Annotated in this window: 15 protein-coding genes; 5 read left to right on the top strand and 10 right to left on the bottom strand. The window is 71.9% G+C overall.

Features of this window, described 5'->3' with window-relative positions; translation table 11 throughout:
* Positions 1-1,241 (top strand): FG-GAP repeat domain-containing protein (locus tag QM638_RS05250; RefSeq protein ID WP_415140889.1); only part of this gene is annotated, 1,241 nt, incomplete at its 5' end.
* On the top strand, positions 1,238-3,334 hold the full coding sequence (locus QM638_RS05245) for a protein kinase domain-containing protein (protein ID WP_415140888.1): 2,097 nt from the start codon (positions 1,238-1,240) through the stop codon (positions 3,332-3,334). The genes QM638_RS05250 and QM638_RS05245, both read left to right, overlap by 4 nt.
* Positions 3,335-3,369: 35 nt before the next feature.
* On the opposite strand, the gene QM638_RS05240 is transcribed toward QM638_RS05245, so the two are convergent.
* From QM638_RS05240 to QM638_RS05215, 6 genes are all read right to left on the bottom strand, one after another.
* Positions 3,370-4,683: an adenylosuccinate synthase gene (locus QM638_RS05240; protein WP_415140887.1), complete on the bottom strand. Its 1,314-nt coding sequence runs from the start codon at positions 4,681-4,683 to the stop codon at positions 3,370-3,372.
* Between the two features lie 250 nt (positions 4,684-4,933).
* A complete protein-coding gene (locus QM638_RS05235) occupies positions 4,934-6,256 on the bottom strand; it encodes a hypothetical protein (protein WP_415140886.1) in 1,323 nt (440 codons plus the stop codon).
* Between the two features lie 78 nt (positions 6,257-6,334).
* On the bottom strand, positions 6,335-6,703 hold the full coding sequence (locus QM638_RS05230; protein ID WP_415140885.1) for a hypothetical protein: 369 nt from the start codon (positions 6,701-6,703) through the stop codon (positions 6,335-6,337).
* Positions 6,704-6,856: 153 nt separating this feature from the next.
* Positions 6,857-7,846, bottom strand: coding sequence for a helix-turn-helix domain-containing protein (locus QM638_RS05225; protein WP_415140884.1), 990 nt, complete (start codon positions 7,844-7,846; stop codon positions 6,857-6,859).
* A gap of 9 nt (positions 7,847-7,855) precedes the next feature.
* Positions 7,856-9,388, bottom strand: coding sequence for a lysine--tRNA ligase (lysS, locus tag QM638_RS05220; protein WP_415140883.1), 1,533 nt, complete (start codon positions 9,386-9,388; stop codon positions 7,856-7,858).
* A 276-nt stretch (positions 9,389-9,664) separates the two neighbouring features.
* A complete protein-coding gene (locus QM638_RS05215; protein WP_415140882.1) occupies positions 9,665-10,078 on the bottom strand; it encodes a DUF3151 domain-containing protein in 414 nt (137 codons plus the stop codon).
* 37 nt (positions 10,079-10,115) lie between these two features.
* Here QM638_RS05215 and QM638_RS05210 point away from each other — a divergent pair, with 37 nt between their 5' ends.
* Positions 10,116-11,618 carry a DHA2 family efflux MFS transporter permease subunit gene (locus tag QM638_RS05210; RefSeq protein WP_415140881.1) on the top strand — a complete coding sequence of 501 codons (1,503 nt, stop codon included), beginning with the start codon at positions 10,116-10,118 and terminating at the stop codon, positions 11,616-11,618.
* Between the two features lie 63 nt (positions 11,619-11,681).
* Here the strand turns inward: QM638_RS05210 and fbaA are convergent, their stop codons facing one another.
* Together fbaA and QM638_RS05200 are read right to left on the bottom strand one after the other, a co-directional pair.
* On the bottom strand, positions 11,682-12,713 hold the full coding sequence (gene fbaA / locus QM638_RS05205) for a class II fructose-bisphosphate aldolase (RefSeq protein ID WP_415140880.1): 1,032 nt from the start codon (positions 12,711-12,713) through the stop codon (positions 11,682-11,684).
* Between the two features lie 124 nt (positions 12,714-12,837).
* Positions 12,838-13,485, bottom strand: coding sequence for a TrmH family RNA methyltransferase (locus QM638_RS05200; protein ID WP_415140890.1), 648 nt, complete (start codon positions 13,483-13,485; stop codon positions 12,838-12,840).
* Between the two features lie 119 nt (positions 13,486-13,604).
* Between QM638_RS05200 and QM638_RS05195 the strand changes: the two genes are divergently transcribed.
* A complete protein-coding gene (locus tag QM638_RS05195) occupies positions 13,605-14,336 on the top strand; it encodes a DedA family protein (protein ID WP_415140879.1) in 732 nt (243 codons plus the stop codon).
* 45 nt (positions 14,337-14,381) lie between these two features.
* Here QM638_RS05195 and pyrE read toward each other — a convergent pair whose 3' ends face one another.
* Positions 14,382-14,912, bottom strand: coding sequence for an orotate phosphoribosyltransferase (pyrE, locus tag QM638_RS05190; RefSeq protein WP_415140878.1), 531 nt, complete (start codon positions 14,910-14,912; stop codon positions 14,382-14,384).
* Between the two features lie 51 nt (positions 14,913-14,963).
* Here pyrE and QM638_RS05185 point away from each other — a divergent pair, with 51 nt between their 5' ends.
* On the top strand, positions 14,964-15,518 hold the full coding sequence (locus QM638_RS05185; protein ID WP_415140877.1) for a GtrA family protein: 555 nt from the start codon (positions 14,964-14,966) through the stop codon (positions 15,516-15,518).
* 1,311 nt (positions 15,519-16,829) lie between these two features.
* Here QM638_RS05185 and QM638_RS05180 read toward each other — a convergent pair.
* A partial coding sequence (locus QM638_RS05180) for a glycosyltransferase family 2 protein (protein WP_415140876.1) occupies positions 16,830-17,771 on the bottom strand: 942 nt, incomplete at its 5' end.

Raw genomic sequence — 17,771 nt, 5'->3', positions numbered from 1 at the left:
TGCCGGCCCGGCGTCGCGGGGTGGTGATCGGCGCCGCGGCCGCGGTCCTCGTCCTGGTCGGCGGCGGGACCGCGCTCGGCGTGACCCGCCCGTGGGAGGACGACTCCGAGGCGGCCGACGCCAGCGCGACAGCGCAGCGGGCGATCGTCGGAGACACCGACGGCGACGGCTACGGCGACATCGTCACCTTCCCCGAGACCACCGACAGCTTCGAGAACACCACCACCGTCCAGGTGACCACCTGGCTCTCCGACGGCTCCGGCGTCACCCCGAGCGCACCGGTCGAGGACAAGGGCACCTCCCGGCTGCTGCTGGAGAAGGTCACCGGCGACTTCGACGGCGACGGCCACGGCGAACTGCTCACCGTGCGACGGGATCGGGACAAGAAGGGAGACGAGGACTACCAGGTCAGCTCCACCGCCGGGGAGATCTCGGGGCGGCTGACCCCACCCCGGGCCGAGGAGGACAACCCGAAGTCGAAGCAGGTCTACGTCTCCACGGCGGCCGCCGACTTCGACGGCGACGGCAAGACCGATGTGGTGTGGTTCTTCACCGAGGTCGACCCCGAGAACACCAACCGGTACGTCGGCCGCACCCGGGTGTGGGGCTTCGCCAGCACCGGCACCGGGTTCGACGCCCCGGTCAGGCTCGGCAGCTTCCCGTCCCGTCCGATGGAGCGGTTCGCGATCGGCGACGTGAACGGCGACGGCAAGGCCGACGTGGTGGTGATGAACCGGGCCCGGCACGCCTACCGCGACTACACCTACACCACCGGTCTCTCCACCGTCGACACCTACCTGGCCACCGGCCCGCGCGATGACGTCAAGCTGGGCAGGCCCACCAGCGACGAGATGCGCCACGACACCGTCGACTCCTTCCTGCTCCTCGACGTGAACGGCGACGGCGACGACGAGCTCGTGGTCACCATCACCGACACCACCAACCAGGTGATCCGGGTCGGTGACTGGACCGACGGCCACCTCGCCAACCCGATCCCGACGTCGTCGTTCGCCGAGCCGCCCGACTGGAACGTGTTCCATCCGATCGGCGCCAGCGACCTCAACGGCGACGGCCGGACCGACCTGTTCACCTTCACCAAGCGCAAGAGCTCGGCGGACTACACCCTGGAGGTGGCGCTCAGCACCGGGACCGGCTTCGCCGCCGAGTCCCGCTGGGCGACCTGGCCCGACGGGCCCGAGGAGCTGCACCGCTACAACGTGACCGGGAGTGACCTGAAGTGAGCGAGTCAACCCAGCTCGGCCTGGGCGGCGTCCCGGGCACACCGCCACCGGGCCTCGGCGCCAGCATCGGCCCGTACCGGCTCGACCGGTTGCTGGCCACCGGCGCGATGGGCAGCGTGTACGCCGGCGTGGACACCCGGCTCAACCGGCCGGTGGCGGTCAAGCTGCTGCTGGCCGGACTCGCCCACTCGCCGGGCTTCGCCGCGCGGTTCGAGCGGGAGGCGGCGGTCATGGCCCGGTTGGAGTCGCCGCACGTGATCGCGCTCTACGACCACGGCCGGATCGACGGCTGGCCCTACCTGGTCTCGCAGTACGCCGCCGGCGGCGATCTGGGCCACCTGATCGCCCGGCACCGGCAGCTCCCGGGACCGCTGGCGGCGCAGATCTGCGCCCAGGTCGCGGATGCGCTGGCGGCGGCGCACTCGGTCGGGGTGATCCATCGCGACGTCAAGCCGTCCAACGTGCTGCTCCGCGACGAGCGGCTGGACCGGCCACACGCCTACCTCGGCGACTTCGGGGTGGCGCACACCGACGCCTCCGGGCTCACCCAACCCGGCTCGATCGCCGGCACCTGGAACTACCTGGCCCCGGAACGGGCCGCGGGCGATCCGGGGTCGCTGGCCAGCGACCTCTATGCCCTGGGCTGCCTGCTCTACGAGTCGCTGACCGGCCGGCCGCCGTACGCCGGCAGCGACGTGGAGGTCGCGCTCGCCCACGTGAGCGGGCCGATCCCGCAGCTGGCCGGCAACGACGACTTCACCCGCCGGGCCAACGCGATCCTGGCCCGGCTGCTGGCCAAGGATCCGGCGGCGCGGCCACACCGGGCCGCGGAGGTCCGCGACCAGCTGCAGCTGCTGTCGGGCCGGGTGGAGCACTTCGCCCCGGCTCGGGTCGTCCCGCAGCGGCGGGCGCGTCGGCCCCGGCGTAGAGCGGTGCTGGCCGGGGTCAGCGCCGGTGTCCTGGTCGCCGCGCTGGCGGCCGGCGGCGTGTGGTGGACGACCTCGGGCGGCGACTCCCCCTCCGCCGACGAGCCGACGAAGGGGCCGGCCATCACCGGCGACCTCGACCGGGACGGGCGCGGGGACGTGGTCTGGGGTTCCGGCGTCGGCAGCATCGGCCTGGTCAACAACTCGGCCGACAGCAGCGAGAACGACCTGCTCCTCACCTCCGCCACGGACGCCTTCCGAGCACCCCGGAGGATCACCCCGGGCAAGGGCCAGCTCATCGGGGACGTGAACGGCGACGGGTACGCCGACCTGGTCCAGGTCTCCGGCACGAGCACCACCTACCAGGTCACCACCAACATCGACGGCCAGCTCGGCGGCAACATCCGGGCGCCGAAGCACGACGAGGTGCTCGGCGCGTTCGCCGCCGACCTGAACGGCGACGGTCGGGACGAGGTCGGGCTGGTCACCATCGGCGACGGCACCGAGCTGGACTTCAGCGATCTCCCGAAGGACGTCAAGCTCCGGGTGATCGCCATCGGACTCACCGACCAGGGCACCTGGACACCGCGCCAACGCTGGCTGCAGGTGCCCTTCGACGGCGACAAGTACGGCACGGCCGTGGAGGCCGGCGACTTCGACGGCGACGGCCACGACGATCTCCTGGTCGGCAACTCCTACGGCGACATCGCCGAGCACCTCTATCTCTCCGACGGGTCGCGCCTGAAGGCCAGCACCGCCGCTCCGCCCACGCTCGACACGAGCTTCGACGTCACGCCGACCGCCGCCGACCTCGACGGCGACGGCACCAGCGAGCTGGTGGTCACCGCCGTCTCCTCACTCCAGGTCTTCGGCTACGGCGACGACGGCTGGCACGAGGAGCGGAGCTACCGGGAGAGCCTCAAGACCACCGGGGTGGACGTCTACACCGACGGCACCCCGGCGCTCAGCGACGTCAACGGCGACGGACGCGACGACCTGGTCTTCCCCAACATCGACATCGGCGGCGACCACACCAGCTACACCAACACCCTCACGGTGGCGATCGCCGGCAAGGACTCCTTCACCCGGGAGAGCTGGAAGGCGCCGAAGGCCTCGACGGTGGACAGCCTGTTCCACCCGATCCGGGCGACCGCCTGGATCTCGTGAGGCATCCTGCTCGGGCCGGATCCGCCGCCACGGGCTCAGTGGCGCACGAGATCGTGCACGATCACCGACTGCTCCCGCTCCGGACCGACGCCGATCACCGAGATCCGGGCGCCGGACATCTCCTCCAGCGCCGCGACGTACGCCCGGGCGTCGGCCGGAAGCTCATCCCACGTGCGGCAACCGGAGATGTCCTCGGTCCAGCCCGGGAAGTACTCATAGACCGGGACGGCGTGGTGGAAGTCGGTCTGGTTGACCGGCATCTCCTGATGGCGTACGCCGTCCACGTCGTAGGCCACGCAGACCGGGATCCGCGCCAGCCCGGTGAGCACGTCCAGCTTGGTGAGCACGAAGTCGGTGACCCCGTTGACCCGGGCGGCGTACCGGGCGATCACCGCGTCGTACCATCCGCAACGGCGCGGCCGGCCGGTGGTCACGCCGAACTCGCCGCCGGCCTCACGCAGGAACGCCCCGTAGCCCTCCGGGTCGCCGTCCAGCTCGGTCGGGAACGGTCCCTCGCCCACCCGGGTGGTGTAGGCCTTGACGATGCCGATGACCTGGGTGAGCCGGGTCGGCGGGATGCCGGAGCCGGTGCAGGCCCCACCCGAGGTCGCCGAGGACGAGGTGACGAACGGGTAGGTGCCGTGGTCGACGTCGAGCAGGGTCGCCTGGCCGGCCTCCAGCAGCACCGTCTCGCCGCGGTCGAGCGCCTCGTGCAGCAACAGCCCGGTGTCGCAGACCATCGGCGCCACCCGGTCGGCGTAGGAGAGCAGGTCGGCGACGACGGCGTCGACGGTGAACCCGCGACGGTTGTAGATCTTGGTCAGCGTCTGGTTCTTGAGCTCCAGGGCGCCTTCGACCTTGGCTCGCAGGATGGTCTCGTCGAAGAGGTCCTGGATGCGGATGCCGATCCGGTTGATCTTGTCGGCATACGTCGGCCCGATGCCACGGCCGGTGGTGCCGATCCGGCGCGAGCCGAGGAACCGCTCGGTCACCTTGTCCAGCTGCTTGTTGTACTCCGCGATCACGTGCGCGCTGGCACTGATCCGGAGGCGGCTGGTGTCCACCCTGCGCGCGTTGAGCGCGTCGATCTCCTCGAACAGCACCGCCAGGTCGACCACCACGCCGTTGCCGATCACCGGGGTGCAGCCGGCGGTGAGGATGCCGCTGGGCAGCAGGTGGAGGGCGTACTTCTCCACCGAGCCGTCCGCCTGCTTGATCACGACGGTGTGGCCGGCGTTGTTGCCGCCGTTGAACTTGACGACGTAGTCGACGCTGCTGCCGAGCAGGTCGGTCGCCTTGCCCTTGCCCTCGTCACCCCACTGGGCTCCGATGATCGCGGTTGCTGGCATGTGCTTGCTCCTGGCATGCGGGGCGGACTCCGCCCCTCGGGCGGCGGCTCGACGCGCGGTATTCGGGGTGTCCGGCACTTCGGTTGACGTGGTGATGCGAAATGCGAGAAGCCCCGGCGCAAGACTCGGATGCCGGGGCTCTTGCAACAGCACGCTAGCAGAACGGCCGAGAGGCAACCGGATCGAGAGCGCCGGTTCGCTCGGGCTGGCTCGGGCTGGCTCGGGGGCTGGCTCGGGGGCTGGCTCGGGCTCAGTCGAGCACGGCGGGACCGGCGACGTCGTCGTCGAGCCAATCCGAACCGTCGTCCCACCGGTCCGCTGCGGTCCGACACCGGCGCCGCGATCCTCGGCCGCGCCCCCTCGCGCCGGCTCCACCGGCGCCGGCGCGTGCCCCTCCTGATCGGGTGCCACCGGATCGGGTCCCACCGGCCGCCGCGCCGGCACCGCCGAGCACGCTGCCTGCCAGCGGTCGCGGAGTGCCGCCGAGCGGACCGGGACGGCCGGTCGGCAGGGTCATCGGCACCCCGGCGGTCACGAGCGTGCCGAGACCGAGCGGCGCCACCGTGGGGACACCCGGCCCGGCCGGCAGCGTCGGCACGGGCGGGAGCGTCGGCAGGCCCGGTGTCCCGGGGGCTCCCGGTCCTCCGGGAGCACTCGTCGGCAGGCCGGCCGCACCATCGAGACCACCGCGGCCCGGGTCGCTCCCCCCGGGCGCGCCGGACGGGCCGGTCATCGTGCCGGGCACGCCCGGGTGTCCCGCCGGGACATGCGGCGCGGACACCGCCGACGGTCCGGTCGGGTCACCGGTCGGGACATTCGACAGGGTGGGGAGGGTCGCGCCGCTCGGATCGGGCGCGCTCGGATCGTCCGGATCGTCGATCGCCGTCGTGACCGGCTGCGCCTGGTGCGGCGTGCTGGCGGGTGGCCGCGGCACCCGGACCAGCAGGCCGGAGCCGGTCGAGTCGTCGGCCGACGTACCCACGCCGCGGGCGCCGCTCGGCGTCTCACCATGCACCTCGCGCATGACCTGGGTGGCACGCGCGAAGGCGGTGTCCATCTCGGTGACGCAGGTCAGCGAGACCGTCTCGGCGTCGTCGACCGCGCTGGTGTAGGCGTTGTGCTTGGCCTGCCAGTCCCGGGTGGCCGCCCGGTAGGCCTGCTGCGGGTTCTTGACGCCCAGCCTCTTGAAGCGCGCCAGGGTCGGTGCCGCACCCGGATCGCGGTGGTCGGCCGCCAGCCGGTCGAGCTGGTCCCGGGCAGTGACCGCGGCGCCGATCGCGTGGAACACGCCCAGCAGCGCCGCCCGCACCCGGTGCAGCTCGCCGGCCTTGGTCTCCAGGCTCCGGGTGGCACGCGAGAAGGAATGCTGGGCGCTGGCGTAGCTCGCGCTCGCCTCGCCGAGGGCGCGGCTCAGGTGACGCCGGCGCTGGTCCTCCACACCGGCGGCGACCGAGAGCAGCACGCTGTGGGCGTTCTCGTACTCCTCCGCGGCCCCACCGATGGCGCTCAGCGTGGCGCCGGTGACGCCGTCCAGGTAGACGTCGAGGCGGTGGCGCTGTGGCCCCTTGGTCATCGTCGGTCTCGTCTCGGCTGGTTCCGGTGCGGTCGGTTCGTGTGTCGGGTTCGTCTGTCTGCTCGTGGTCGGCGCGGCTCAGCGACCCGGACGTGCCGACGCCCGGTGGCGCGGGTCGCCGAAGGTGCTGCGGATGGTGGCCAGCCAGCCCTGCAGCGAGTTCAGGTCGGTGGCGACCGTCTCGTCGCCCTTGGCCATGTCCGTGGCGAGGGTCTCGATGGTGCGGCCGAAGCCGTCGATGCCGCGGGAGACGTCGGTGAGAGTGGCCGCGACGTGTTGGTTGGCGAGCTCGACGTCTGCGCCGAACGCGGCGCCGGTGCTGCTGCCACCGAAGTCCGCCGGGCCCAGCCGCGGCACCGCGACGCCGTCGACGTCGGCGGCGAGGTCCTCCAGCACCGTGCGCACCCTCTTCGCCTCGCCGAGATCGACCTCGGCCGATCGCGCCATCCCCCGAGTCATCGCTGGCCCTCTCCGGTCCCTGCGCCGGGCGACTCCCGGCGCTGGAGGTTGTGCCCTGGTGGTCCGGCGGTCAAACCGGCCGGATCGGCGCGGACCTCCACGATGGCGGCTGCGCGCGGCCGGCTGTGAGCGGCCGGCCGCTCACAGCCAGCCGCGCCGTACCGCCTCCACCCCGGCCTGGAACCGCGACTCGACACCCAGCTCGACCATCAGGTCGGCCACCCGGCGCCGTACCGTGCGCAGGCTGACCCCCAGCCGGCGGGCGATCTGCTCATCGGCCGCACCGGTCGCCAGCTGCTCCACCAGCAGCGCGCGGGTGGTCTCGGCGCGATCGTTGTCCAGTTCCTCGAGCCGGGTCCCACCGGCCCACAGCAGGTCGAAGAGGAGCGCCAGCGCCTCCACGATGCCGCGCTGACGCACCACCAGCCGGGGTGTGCCGGCGTGGCCCAGCGGCTCCGGCAGCACCCCACAGCTCTCCCCGATGACCAGCAGCCGGGAGGGTACGTCGGGCAGCAGCCTGATCTCCTCCCCCGCCTCCACCCGGGCGGCGAGGACCTTGGGCGCCTCGGACATCGCGACGATCGGGTACATCGCGCGGCACCGACGACCCTGGGCGACCGCGTCGGTGACCAGGGTGATCATCTTGTCCTCCCACGGCAGCGCCCACTGGTCCGGGCGGAGCCAGCGCAGCTCGCCGACGTTGCGGCGCACCAGGGTCTCCAGCGACTCGGCGATGTTCGGCGAGGCATAGACCTCGCCGTCGATCGGCTGGGTGTCGCCGACCCGGGCCAGCGGCACCCGCGTGGTGGTGCCGGTCAGATAGGGCACCGACCGGGCGATGTCGGCCAACAGGACATGGCAACGGGCCGCGTCGGCGGCCATCGTGGTCAGCATCCTGGCCACCGCCTCCGGCGGCAGCAGGACGCTGACCCGCTCCTCGGTCACCTCCGCGATCCCGGCCCGGGACAGCTCCGCCAACCCGGCGCGCACCTCGTCCGGGGTGCACAGCAGCGTGTCGGCCACCTCGGCGAGGCTGCGCCCCGCCAGCGGCAGCACCCGGTCGTAGAACCTGCTCGACTCCCGGGCGAAGCCGAGCACCGTCAGCAGCGTCTCGGCATCCCGGGTGGTCATCCCACCACGCTACTGCGCGGTGCCGGCCTCGGGCTTGAGAAGCGGGAAGAGGATCGTCTCCCGGATGCCGGCGCCGGTGAACAGCATCACCAGCCGGTCCATGCCGAAGCCGAGCCCGCCCATCGGCGGGGCGCCGTACTCCAGCGCCCGGAGGAAGTCCTCGTCGAGCTGCATCGCCTCCGGGTCACCGCCGGCCGCCAGCAGCGACTGCTGGGTGAGCACCTCGCGCTGGACCACCGGGTCGACCAGCTCGGTGAACCCGGTGCCGCGCTCGACGCCGCCGATGATCAGGTCCCAGGCCAGCACCTGACGCGGCTCGTCCGGGTTGGGCCGGGCCAGCGGCTGGGCCAGCGCCGGGAAGTCGCACAGGAAGGTGGGCTGGAGGAGGGTAGGCTCGACGAGCTCGCCGCACAGCTCCATGACGAGCTTCTGCTCGGTCCAGGCCGGGTCGTAGTCCAGCTCGTGGGCATCGAAGTAGCCGCGCAGGGTGGCCAGGTCAGTGTCCGGGGTGACCTGGGCGCCGACCGCCTCGCTCACGCCGACGTAGACCGGCAGCCAGCGCCACTCGCCGTCCAGATCGATGACGGCCGGCTCACCGTGCCAGTCGGGTACGGCGACCTGCCGGCTGCCGACCGTGTCGGCGGCGGCCAGGAACATCCTCCTCAACAGCTCGGCGATGGAGAACTGGTCGCCGTAGGCCTGGTAGGCCTCGACCATGGTGAACTCCGGGCTGTGGGTGGAGTCGATGCCCTCGTTGCGGAAGATCCGGCCGATCTCGAAGACCTTCTCGACCCCGCCGACGACCGCCTTCTTCAGGTTGAGCTCCAGCGCGATCCGGAGCGTCATCTCCTGGTCGAAGGCGTTGAGGTGGGTCCGGAACGGCCGGGCGTGTGCGCCGCCGTGGACCAGCTGCAGCACCGGGGTCTCGATCTCGACGTACCCCTCGGCCTCGAACCTGTGCCGGACCGCGGAGGTGATCGCCGAGCGCAACCGCACCATGTCGCGCGCCTCCTGACGCACGATCAGGTCGGCGTAGCGCTGCCGGACCCGGGTCTCCTCGGCGAGCTCCTTGTGCAGCACCGGCAACGGCCGCAGCGCCTTGGAGGCCATCACCCAACGGGTGGCCATCACCGACAGCTCGCCGCGCCGAGAGCTGATCACCCGGCCCTCGACGAAGACGTGATCGCCCAGGTCGACGTACTCCTTCCAGGCGGCCAGCGCCTCCTCGCCGACCTCGGCGAGACTCAGCATCACCTGGAGCCGGGTGCCGATCCCCTCCTGCAGGGTGGCGAAGCAGAGCTTGCCGGTGTTGCGCACGAACACCACCCGGCCGGCGACGCCGACCACGTCCTGGGTCTCCTGGCCGGCCTCGAGGTGCGCGTAGGCCTCCCGGATCTCGCCGAGCGTGTGGGTGCGCTCGACCTTGGTCGGGTACGCCTCCACGCCCGCGGCCAGCAGCCGCTCCCGCTTGCCGCGCCGGACCAGTCTCTGCTCGTCCAGGTCGGCGTCGGGCGCGGTCGCATCGGCGGAGGTTTCAGGCACGGCCCACAGGCTAGAGGATCCACCGCCCCCGGGCCGCACCGGCGACTCCGGCGAACCGGCGCCGCCACCCGTGCCGTCGGGCGGGCCATCGGGCGGGCCATCGGGCGGGCCGTCGACCGTGCCTCGGGCGGGTAACACGTCGTCCGACGTAGTACCAGCCTGCTGCAACAGGCTGGTACTACCGGTAACAACGTGTTACCCCGCGCCAAGACAACCGCCGCGACGACCACCGCGACAGCCCAGGATCAGCCCGGGATCAGCCCGGGATCGGGACGATCAGCCCAGCAACGCCTCGTACGCCGCCGGGCTGGACTCACCCAGGAACGAGCGGCACCGCTCCCACTCCTCCGTCTCGCCGATCGCCTGGGCGGACCGGGCCAGCAGTGCCAGGCAGGTCAGGAAGCCTCGGTTCGGCTCGTGCTCCCACGGCACCGGACCGTGGCCCTTCCAGCCGTTGCGGCGCAGCAGGTCGAGACTGCGGTGGTAGCCGACCCGGGCGTAGGCGTAGACCGTGACGTCATCGGCACCGTCGTCGCGGGCCCGGGTGGCGAGGGCGGCCCAGGCCGCGGGCGAGGCCGGGTGATGCCGTACGACGTCGGCCGGCTCCGTGCCGGCGGCGAGCTCGGTCGAGGCGGGGTCGGTGGGCAGCAGGGTCGGCGGCGGGCCGGCGAGCAGGTCGTGAGGGGTCATGGGAAACATTGTCGGTGCTGCGGTGTTGACTCCTCACGTGACCCAGGATCCGATGTCCGCCGATCCCGCCGCGACCGATCTGCCGCCGGGGACCAGACCGTGGCCGGCGCTCGTCGCGCTGTGCCTGGGGTTCTTCATGATCCTCGTGGACATGACGATCGTGACCGTCGCGACGCCCGACATCATGAGCGAGCTGGACGCCAGCACCAACGACGTGCTGTGGGTGACCAGCGCCTACCTGCTGGCCTACGCCGCGCCGGTGTTGATCACCGGACGCCTGGGCGACCGGATCGGTCCGAAGTGGATGTACCTGGCCGGTCTCACGGTCTTCACCCTCGCCTCGCTGTGGTGCGGCCTGTCCGGCTCCATCCAGATGCTGATCGCGGCCCGGGTGGTCCAGGGCCTGGGGGCCGCGATGATCACGCCGCAGACGATGGCGGTGATCACCCGGATCTTCCCGGCCGAGCGGCGCGGCCAGGCGATGGCGCTGTGGGGTGCCACCGCCGGGATCGCGACCCTGGTCGGTCCGATCCTCGGTGGCGCCCTGGTCGGCATCGGCTGGGAGTGGATCTTCTTCATCAACGTCCCCGTCGGCGTGATCGCGTTCGCGCTGAACTGGCGGCTGGTGCCGGTGCTGCCGACCCACGAGCACACCTTCGACTGGGTCGGCGTGGTGGTCAGCGCGCTCGGCATGGTCGCGCTGGTCTTCGGTCTGCAGGACGGTCAACAGCGCGGCTGGGACGGCGTGATCTGGGCGCTGATCCTCGGCGGCCTGATCCTGCTGGCGCTCTTCGTGTGGTGGGAGTCGCGCACCACCAAGGAGCCGCTGGTGCCCCTGGGCATCTTCCGCGACCGGAACTTCTCGGTCGCCAATCTCGGCATCTCCTGCATGGGCCTCGCCGCCACCTCGATGGGCTTTCCGCTGATGCTCTACGCCCAGCTGGTGCGCGGCTACTCGGCGTTCGAGGCCTCGCTGCTGATGGTCCCGATGGCGGTGGTCTCGTTCCTGATGGCACCGTTGATCGGGCGGCTCACCGACCGGGTGCATCCACGCCTGCTGGTCGGCGCCGCGTTCGCGATCTGCACGGTGGCGGTCTACCTGGTGCTGCGTCCGGTCACGCCCGACTCGCAGGTGTGGGAGATCCTGGTGCCGATGGGCCTGCTCGGGCTCGGCATGTCGGGGGTGTGGGCGCCGCTGGCCGCCACCGCCACCCGCAACCTGCCGCTGAGCATGGCCGGTGCGGGCGCAGGCGTCTACAACGCCACCCGGCTGGTCGGCTCGGTGATCGGGTCCGCCGGGATCGCGGTGCTGATGGACAGCCGGCTGGCCGCCGCCGGCCTGACCTCCGGCGGGACCGAGGCCACCGGTCAGTCGCTGCCGGCCGCACTCGCGAAGCCGTTCAGCACCGCGATGTCACAGTCGCTGCTGCTGCCGGCGGCGCTGCTGGCGGTCGGATTCGTCGCGTCGCTGCTGTTCACCACGCCCGCTCATCTGACCGTCGCGGCGCCGCCGCGGGAGGAGTCGGCCGTTCCCCGGTGAGGCGGCCGGGCAGCGCGGGCGAGTGGAGGGCCGGCCGGCCGTCGGTGGATCGTCAGCGGGTCGTCAGTGGATCGACTGGCCCGCCGAGCCCAGGTTCTGGGCGGCCTCGACGACCCGGGCGGCCATGCCCGCCTCGGCCACCTTGCCCCAGGCACGCGGATCGTAGGCCTTCTTGCTGCCCACCTCGCCGTCGACCTTGAGCACGCCGTCGTAGTTGCCGAACATGTGCCCGGCCACCGCCCGGGTGTAGGCGTACTGGGTGTCGGTGTCGACGTTCATCTTCACCACGCCGTAGGAGACGGCCTCCGCGATCTCCTCGGCCGACGAGCCGGAGCCACCGTGGAAGACCAGGTCGAACGGCCGGCTCTGGGCCGGCAGGCCGAGCTCGGCGACGACCGCGTCCTGGGCCTCCTTGAGGATCGAGGGGCGCAGCTTGACGTTGCCGGGCTTGTAGACGCCGTGCACGTTGCCGAACGTCAGCGCGGTCAGGTAGGTGCCGTTCTCCCCCGTGCCGAGCGCGGCCACCGTGGCCAGCGCGTCCGCCGGGGTCGAGTAGAGCTTCTCGTCGATGGCACCGACGATGCCGTCCTCCTCGCCGCCGACGACACCGACCTCGATCTCGAGGATGATCTTGGCGGCTCGCGCCTTGGCCAACAGCTCGGCGGCGATCTCGAGGTTCTCGGTGAGCGGCACCGCGGAGCCGTCCCACATGTGCGAGCCGAACAACGGCGCCTCGCCGCGGGCGACCCGCTCGGCCGAGATCTCCAGCAGTGGCCGGACGAAGCCGTCGAGCTTGTCCTTGGGGCAGTGATCGGTGTGCAGCGCGACGTTCACGTCGTACGACTTGGCCACCTCGGCCGCGTACGCCGCGAAGGCGACCGACCCGGTGACCATGTTCTTCACCGTCGGCCCGGAGAAGTACTCCGCGCCGCCGGTCGAGACCTGGACGATGCCGTCCGAGCCCGCCTCCGCGAAGCCGGCGAGGGCGGCGTTCAGGGTCTGCGAGGAGGAGACGTTGATGGCCGGGAACGCGAAGCCGCGCTCCTTCGCGGTCGCGAGCATCTCGGCGTACTTCTCGGGGGTGGCGATGGGCATGGAGACTCCTGGCGAGCGGCGGCGGTGCGTGTCACCGCCACAGTAGTGGGCACAGTAATGGGCGCCGTCGAGGCGACGAACTTTGATCGTTCCACCCGGCAGCATCACCGGCCCCGGGCATGGCCTACCCCCGCCACACCTCGTCGTGGCTCAGGTCGGCGTGCTGCCGGACCCAGGAGTGCAGGGCGATCGCGGCGGCCGCCGAGGCGTTGATCGAGCGGGTCGAGCCGAACTGGGCGATGGAGAAGGTGCCGTCGCAGACCTGTCGGGCCTGCGCGGAGAGACCGGGCCCCTCCTGGCCGAAGAGGAAGCACACCCGCGCCGGGATCGCCATCGTCTCCAGGTGGGCCGAGCCCGGCAGGTTGTCGATGCCGAGCAGGGGCACCGGGCCGGCGGGCAGCGCGCGCAGGTACGCCGCGAGCGCCGGCACGTCATCGTGGTGCCGGAGGTGCTGATAGCGATCGGTCACCATCGCCCCGCGACGGTTCCATCGCCGGTTGCCGACGATGTGCACCTCGGCGGCCAGGAAGGCGTTGGCGGTGCGCACGATGGTGCCGATGTTGAAGTCGTGCTGCCAGTTCTCGATGGCGACGTGGAAGTCATGCCGCCGGGTGTCCAGGTCGGCGACGATCGCCTCGAGGCGCCAGTAGCGGTACCGGTCGACGACGTTGCGCCGGTCGCCGTTCGCCAGCAGCTCCGGGTCCCACCACTCCCCCGGTGGCCACGGCCCCGGCCACGGCCCGACGCCGACCTCCGGGGCGCCGTACGGCATCGGGTCGTACGGCGCCCGCTCGTCCTCACTCACCGTCTGCTCCTCACTCTCCGACCCTCACAGACCCCGCACAGCCGGTCGTCACCCTGTCGTCAGGCAGCGTTGACTAGGGTCTACCTGTGGATCTCCTCCTGACCCAGTTGCCGGCGCTGTCGCTCAGCCTGCACGATCTCACCCAGTGGCTGAGCCCCGACTACCTGCTGGGCCGCTTCGGGGAGGCGCTCTTCTGGCTCGGGATCATCGTCCTCTTCATCGAGTGCGGGCTCTTCTTCCCGTTCCTGCCGGGCGACACGCTGCTGTTCGCGATGGGGCTGTTCATCGCCGAGGAGAAGATCGACATCATCCCCGGCGGCCACCTCGCGGACCTGGTCCTGGCACTGGTCGTCTACACCCTGGCCGCGTTCGCCGGCAACGTGGTCGGCTATCTGATCGGGGCGCGAATAGGCCCCCGGATCTACCACCGCGACGGCAAGGTCATCAAGCGCAAGTACCTCGACCAGACCTCGGAGTTCTTCGACAGGCACGGCCACACCGCCCTGGTGATCGGCCGGTTCGTGCCGTTCGTGCGCACCTACATCACCCTGGTCGCCGGCGTCACCGGGATGAAGCGGCACACCTTCTTCGCCTGGAGCGCGGTCGGCGCGCTGCTGTGGGTCATCTCGATCACCCTGATCGGCTACGTGCTCGGCCAGACCTTCCCCTCGCTGGGGAGCTACATCGACCTGGTCACCTACGGGCTGCTCGGACTCACCGTGGTCGGCATCGGCATCGAGTGGCTGCGCAAGCGCGCGCGCAAGGACCCGGGCCCGCCGGCGGCGTACCGCGACGAGGAGACGACCACCAACCCCTGAGCCGGCCGAGCGGACCGGGCGGACCGGGCCGGTGCCGACCCGGCCTCAGCCGCGTACGGCGTCCAGGTCGGTCTTGGTGAGCACCGAGCGCAGCTCCAGCTCGACGTCGGCCAGCGGGTTGTCGGCGCCCGGGCTGCGGTCGATCGCGCACACCACCGCGGTCACGATCGCGCCGTACTCGCGCAGCGCCCGGGTGGCGTCGCGCACCGCGCCGCCGGTGGTGATCACGTCCTCGATCAGGGTGATCCGGCGACCGGCGACCTCGGGGCCCTCGGCCAGCTTCTTGGTGCCGTACTCCTTGGCCCGCTTGCGCACGAACAGACTGGGCAGGCCGGTCTTGGCCGAGACCATGGTGGCGATCGGGATGCCGCCCATCTCCAGCCCGCCGAGCAGCTCGGTGCCGGCCGGGAGCAGGTCGACCATCCGGGTCGCGACCCGATCCAGCAGGGCGGGCTGTGCCTCGAAGAGGTACTTGTCGAAGTACTCGGTGGAGACCTGCCCGGAGCGGAGCACGAACTCCCCGGTGAGACGGCAGGTCGCGTCGATATCGGCGGCGAGGGTGGGATCGTCGATCACGCCCGCCACCCTAGACGACCCGTGCCGGGCCCGGGTCCGTACCATCGACGGGTGAGCGTCGGACGTGAGACCGTGGGGACCCGCATCCGGGCCCACCTCGACCGGAGCAGCCGCGCACGCAAGATCGCCACCTACCTGGGCGGCTCCGTGGTCGCCACGGTGTGCAGCGAGCTGACCCTCGTCGTGCTCTACGGCCTCCTCGACGTGCCGCCCTCACCGGCCGCACTGGTGGCCTGGCTGGCCGGCGCCGTGCCGAACTACTGGCTGAACCGGCGCTGGACCTGGCGGCGACGGGGCCGTCCCAGCGTGCGCCGGGAGCTGGTGCCCTACGCCGCCATCATCGGCATCACCCTGCTGCTGGCGACGCTGGCGACCAAGGGAGCCGACCTCTGGCTGCGGCACCTGGGTCTGGCCACGGCGACGCGTACGGCGCTGGTGGCGGCGACCTTCCTGGGGGTCTACGTCGTCATGTTCGGGCTGCGCTTCGTGCTGCTCGACCGGCTCTTCGGACGGTTGGCCAGGGCCACGGACCCGGTGGCTCCGCCCCGCAGCCGCACCCAGCCGCAGGCGGCGGCCACCGGCACCAGCAGCACGCACGGAAGCTGATAGCGCCACACGAACTCGACGGTGAGGATCGGCACCAGCGCCAGCCCCACCGCCAGGGCGAGGGTGAGGAAGCCCAGCGGCGCGGTGCTCCGCCCGCGTCCGCGGCACAGCATCCCGACCAGCGCGAGCACCAGCAGGAGGCCCATCAGCGGCCCCCACAGATAGACCACGTCGCCGTAGGAGGCCATCACCGCGGCGGCCACCGAGGAGGTGTGATAGGTGCTGGCGCCGTAACGGGCGTAGTAGCCGGCCGTCTTCTCCGACGGCACGTAGTCGCGCCAGGAGGAGAACTGCCACTTGTGGTAGGTGTCGTACTCGTACCGATCGCCGCGCAGGCCCAGCGGGATCAGCGCGTCCCGCAGCACCGTCCGCAGGTAGTCCCACGGCTGGGCCTTGATCGCCCGCCGGGCGAAGTCGCCGAAGACCTCGTCCACCGTCATCCCGGCCGGCGGGACGATCCCGGCGGTGCTGTCGGGGTTGTGCCAGCCGTAGTCGGTCGGATCCCGCCGCTGGCCGACCGGCTCGCTCGGGCACAGCACCCGCTCGTAGGAGGGGACCTGGAACCTGCTGCAGTCCACGAAGCTGGTGGTGCGCATGTAGAGCGAGCGGCCACCGGCCGAGGTGAGTGCGAACTCGCCGTTCTGGGCGTGATACCAGGTGGCGTATCCGACCAGCGGCAGCAGGAAGGCGGCCACCACCACCAGCGCGGTGGCCGCTCGCCGTCGCCAGGACGTCGCGGCCAGCAGGCAGAAGCCGACCGCGGCCAGCACGGTGGGCTCCCCGACCACCCGGACGAGCACGGACAGTCCGAGCAGCAGCCCACCGAGCGCGGCGGTCCACACCGTCGGCGTACGTCGCCAGGCGAGTGCCGTGATCGCGGCGAAGAGCAGCAGCGTGTAGCAGGTGTCGCTGAGGATCGCGTGCTCCAGCATGAGCTCGAGCGCATCGAAGAGCACCGGCAGCATCGCGAGCGTCGCGACCGGTCCCGACGCCCCCCAACGCCGCAGCAGGACGTATCCGAGGACGGCGGTGAGCAGGCCGAGGAGTTGCTGGACCGCGGCGACGACGGCCAGGTTCGAGGTCAGCGCGACCAGCGGCGCCAGGAACGCCGAGTACCCCACCACCCGGGCCTCGTCGGTCCGCAGGTGATGGGCCAGCTCGAGGTAGGTGTGCGCGTCGCTGACCAGGAACGCCGGCCGGAAGGCGAGCGCCACCAGCAGCCGGACGACGGCGCCGGCCAGCAGCGCGATCAGGAACCAGCGGTGCTCCCGGAGCAGACGGCGGCCCCGGCCGGCAGGCCGCGGGTCGGGCTCAGCGATCGACACGTTCCCGGCTGACCTCGTGGGCGACCCGGACCGGACGCGGCCGGCCGCGCACCGCCGGGCACGCGGTCGCCGGGGACGGGCAGCCCTCGCGCCACCAGGTGCCGAGCACCACGCCGGCGTACCGGCACCCGTAGGCCCAGTTGTTGCCCTTCTTGGTGGTGCCGGCGCCGCGGGCATGCATGGTGCCGGGCACCTCGAGGACGCGATAGCCGTGCGAGATCATGCCGATCAACAGCTCCGAGGACTGGTACTGCGCCTGCCGGAGGGTCACCCGAGCGGTGCTCTCCGCACGCATCGCACGCAGCCCGAACGACGTGTCGGTCAGGTAGCGGCCGGTCAGGCAGGTCACCACCCAGGCGAAGACATACACCCCGAGACGGCGCATCGGGTCCTGCTCGGGTCGCCGGCCCCGCCGCCGCGATCCGGTGACGAAGTCGGCCCGTCCCTCCAGGATCGGGCCCAGCACCGCCGGCAGGTCGGCGACGTCGTACTGACCGTCGGCGTCGGTGGTGATCAGGTACGCCGCCCCGCGCTCGCGTGCCACCCGATAGCCCAGGCGCAGCGCGGCGCCCTGACCGCGGTTGGTCCGGCACCGGACGACGTAGCAGCGCTCTGAGCGCTCGGCGAGGGCCGCGGTGGCGTCGGTGCTGCCGTCGTCGACGACGAGCACGTCGCACGGCAGGCCACAGAGCTCGGTCGGCAGGCCGGCCAGGACCCCGGGCAGGCCGTGCTCCTCGTCGTGGGCGGCGATGACGACGGTCACCGGGGCGAGCCGCGGGGTGTCGTAGCGGCTGTCGAAGTCGACGATCGCCGCCTCGTCGACCGGGTCCACGGGCTCACCGGGAGCGCCAGGCTCGCCGAGCACGGCGCCCCCGCCCGGCGACCGGTTCGCGGCCCGGCCACGGCCGCCGCGCAGCAGCGCCGTCAC

The organism is Nocardioides sp. (assembly GCF_047606145.1).
GTDB lineage: Bacteria > Actinomycetota > Actinomycetes > Propionibacteriales > Nocardioidaceae > Nocardioides.
The sequence above is the reverse complement of the archived record's forward strand: the minus strand, read 5'-3'. Positions and strand labels throughout refer to the sequence as shown.

Excerpts from the sequence above, each read along its gene's own strand:
- QM638_RS05240 (WP_415140887.1), bottom strand. The coding sequence starts at position 4,683 with ATGCCAGCAACCGCGATCATCGGAGCCCAGTGGGGTGACGAGGGCAAG.
- QM638_RS05235 (WP_415140886.1), bottom strand. The coding sequence starts at position 6,256 with ATGACCAAGGGGCCACAGCGCCACCGCCTCGACGTCTACCTGGACGGC.
- QM638_RS05230 (WP_415140885.1), bottom strand. The coding sequence starts at position 6,703 with ATGGCGCGATCGGCCGAGGTCGATCTCGGCGAGGCGAAGAGGGTGCGC.
- QM638_RS05225 (WP_415140884.1), bottom strand. The coding sequence starts at position 7,846 with ATGACCACCCGGGATGCCGAGACGCTGCTGACGGTGCTCGGCTTCGCC.
- QM638_RS05215 (WP_415140882.1), bottom strand. The coding sequence starts at position 10,078 with ATGACCCCTCACGACCTGCTCGCCGGCCCGCCGCCGACCCTGCTGCCC.
- fbaA (WP_415140880.1), bottom strand. The coding sequence starts at position 12,713 with ATGCCCATCGCCACCCCCGAGAAGTACGCCGAGATGCTCGCGACCGCG.
- QM638_RS05200 (WP_415140890.1), bottom strand. The coding sequence starts at position 13,485 with ATGCCGTACGGCGCCCCGGAGGTCGGCGTCGGGCCGTGGCCGGGGCCG.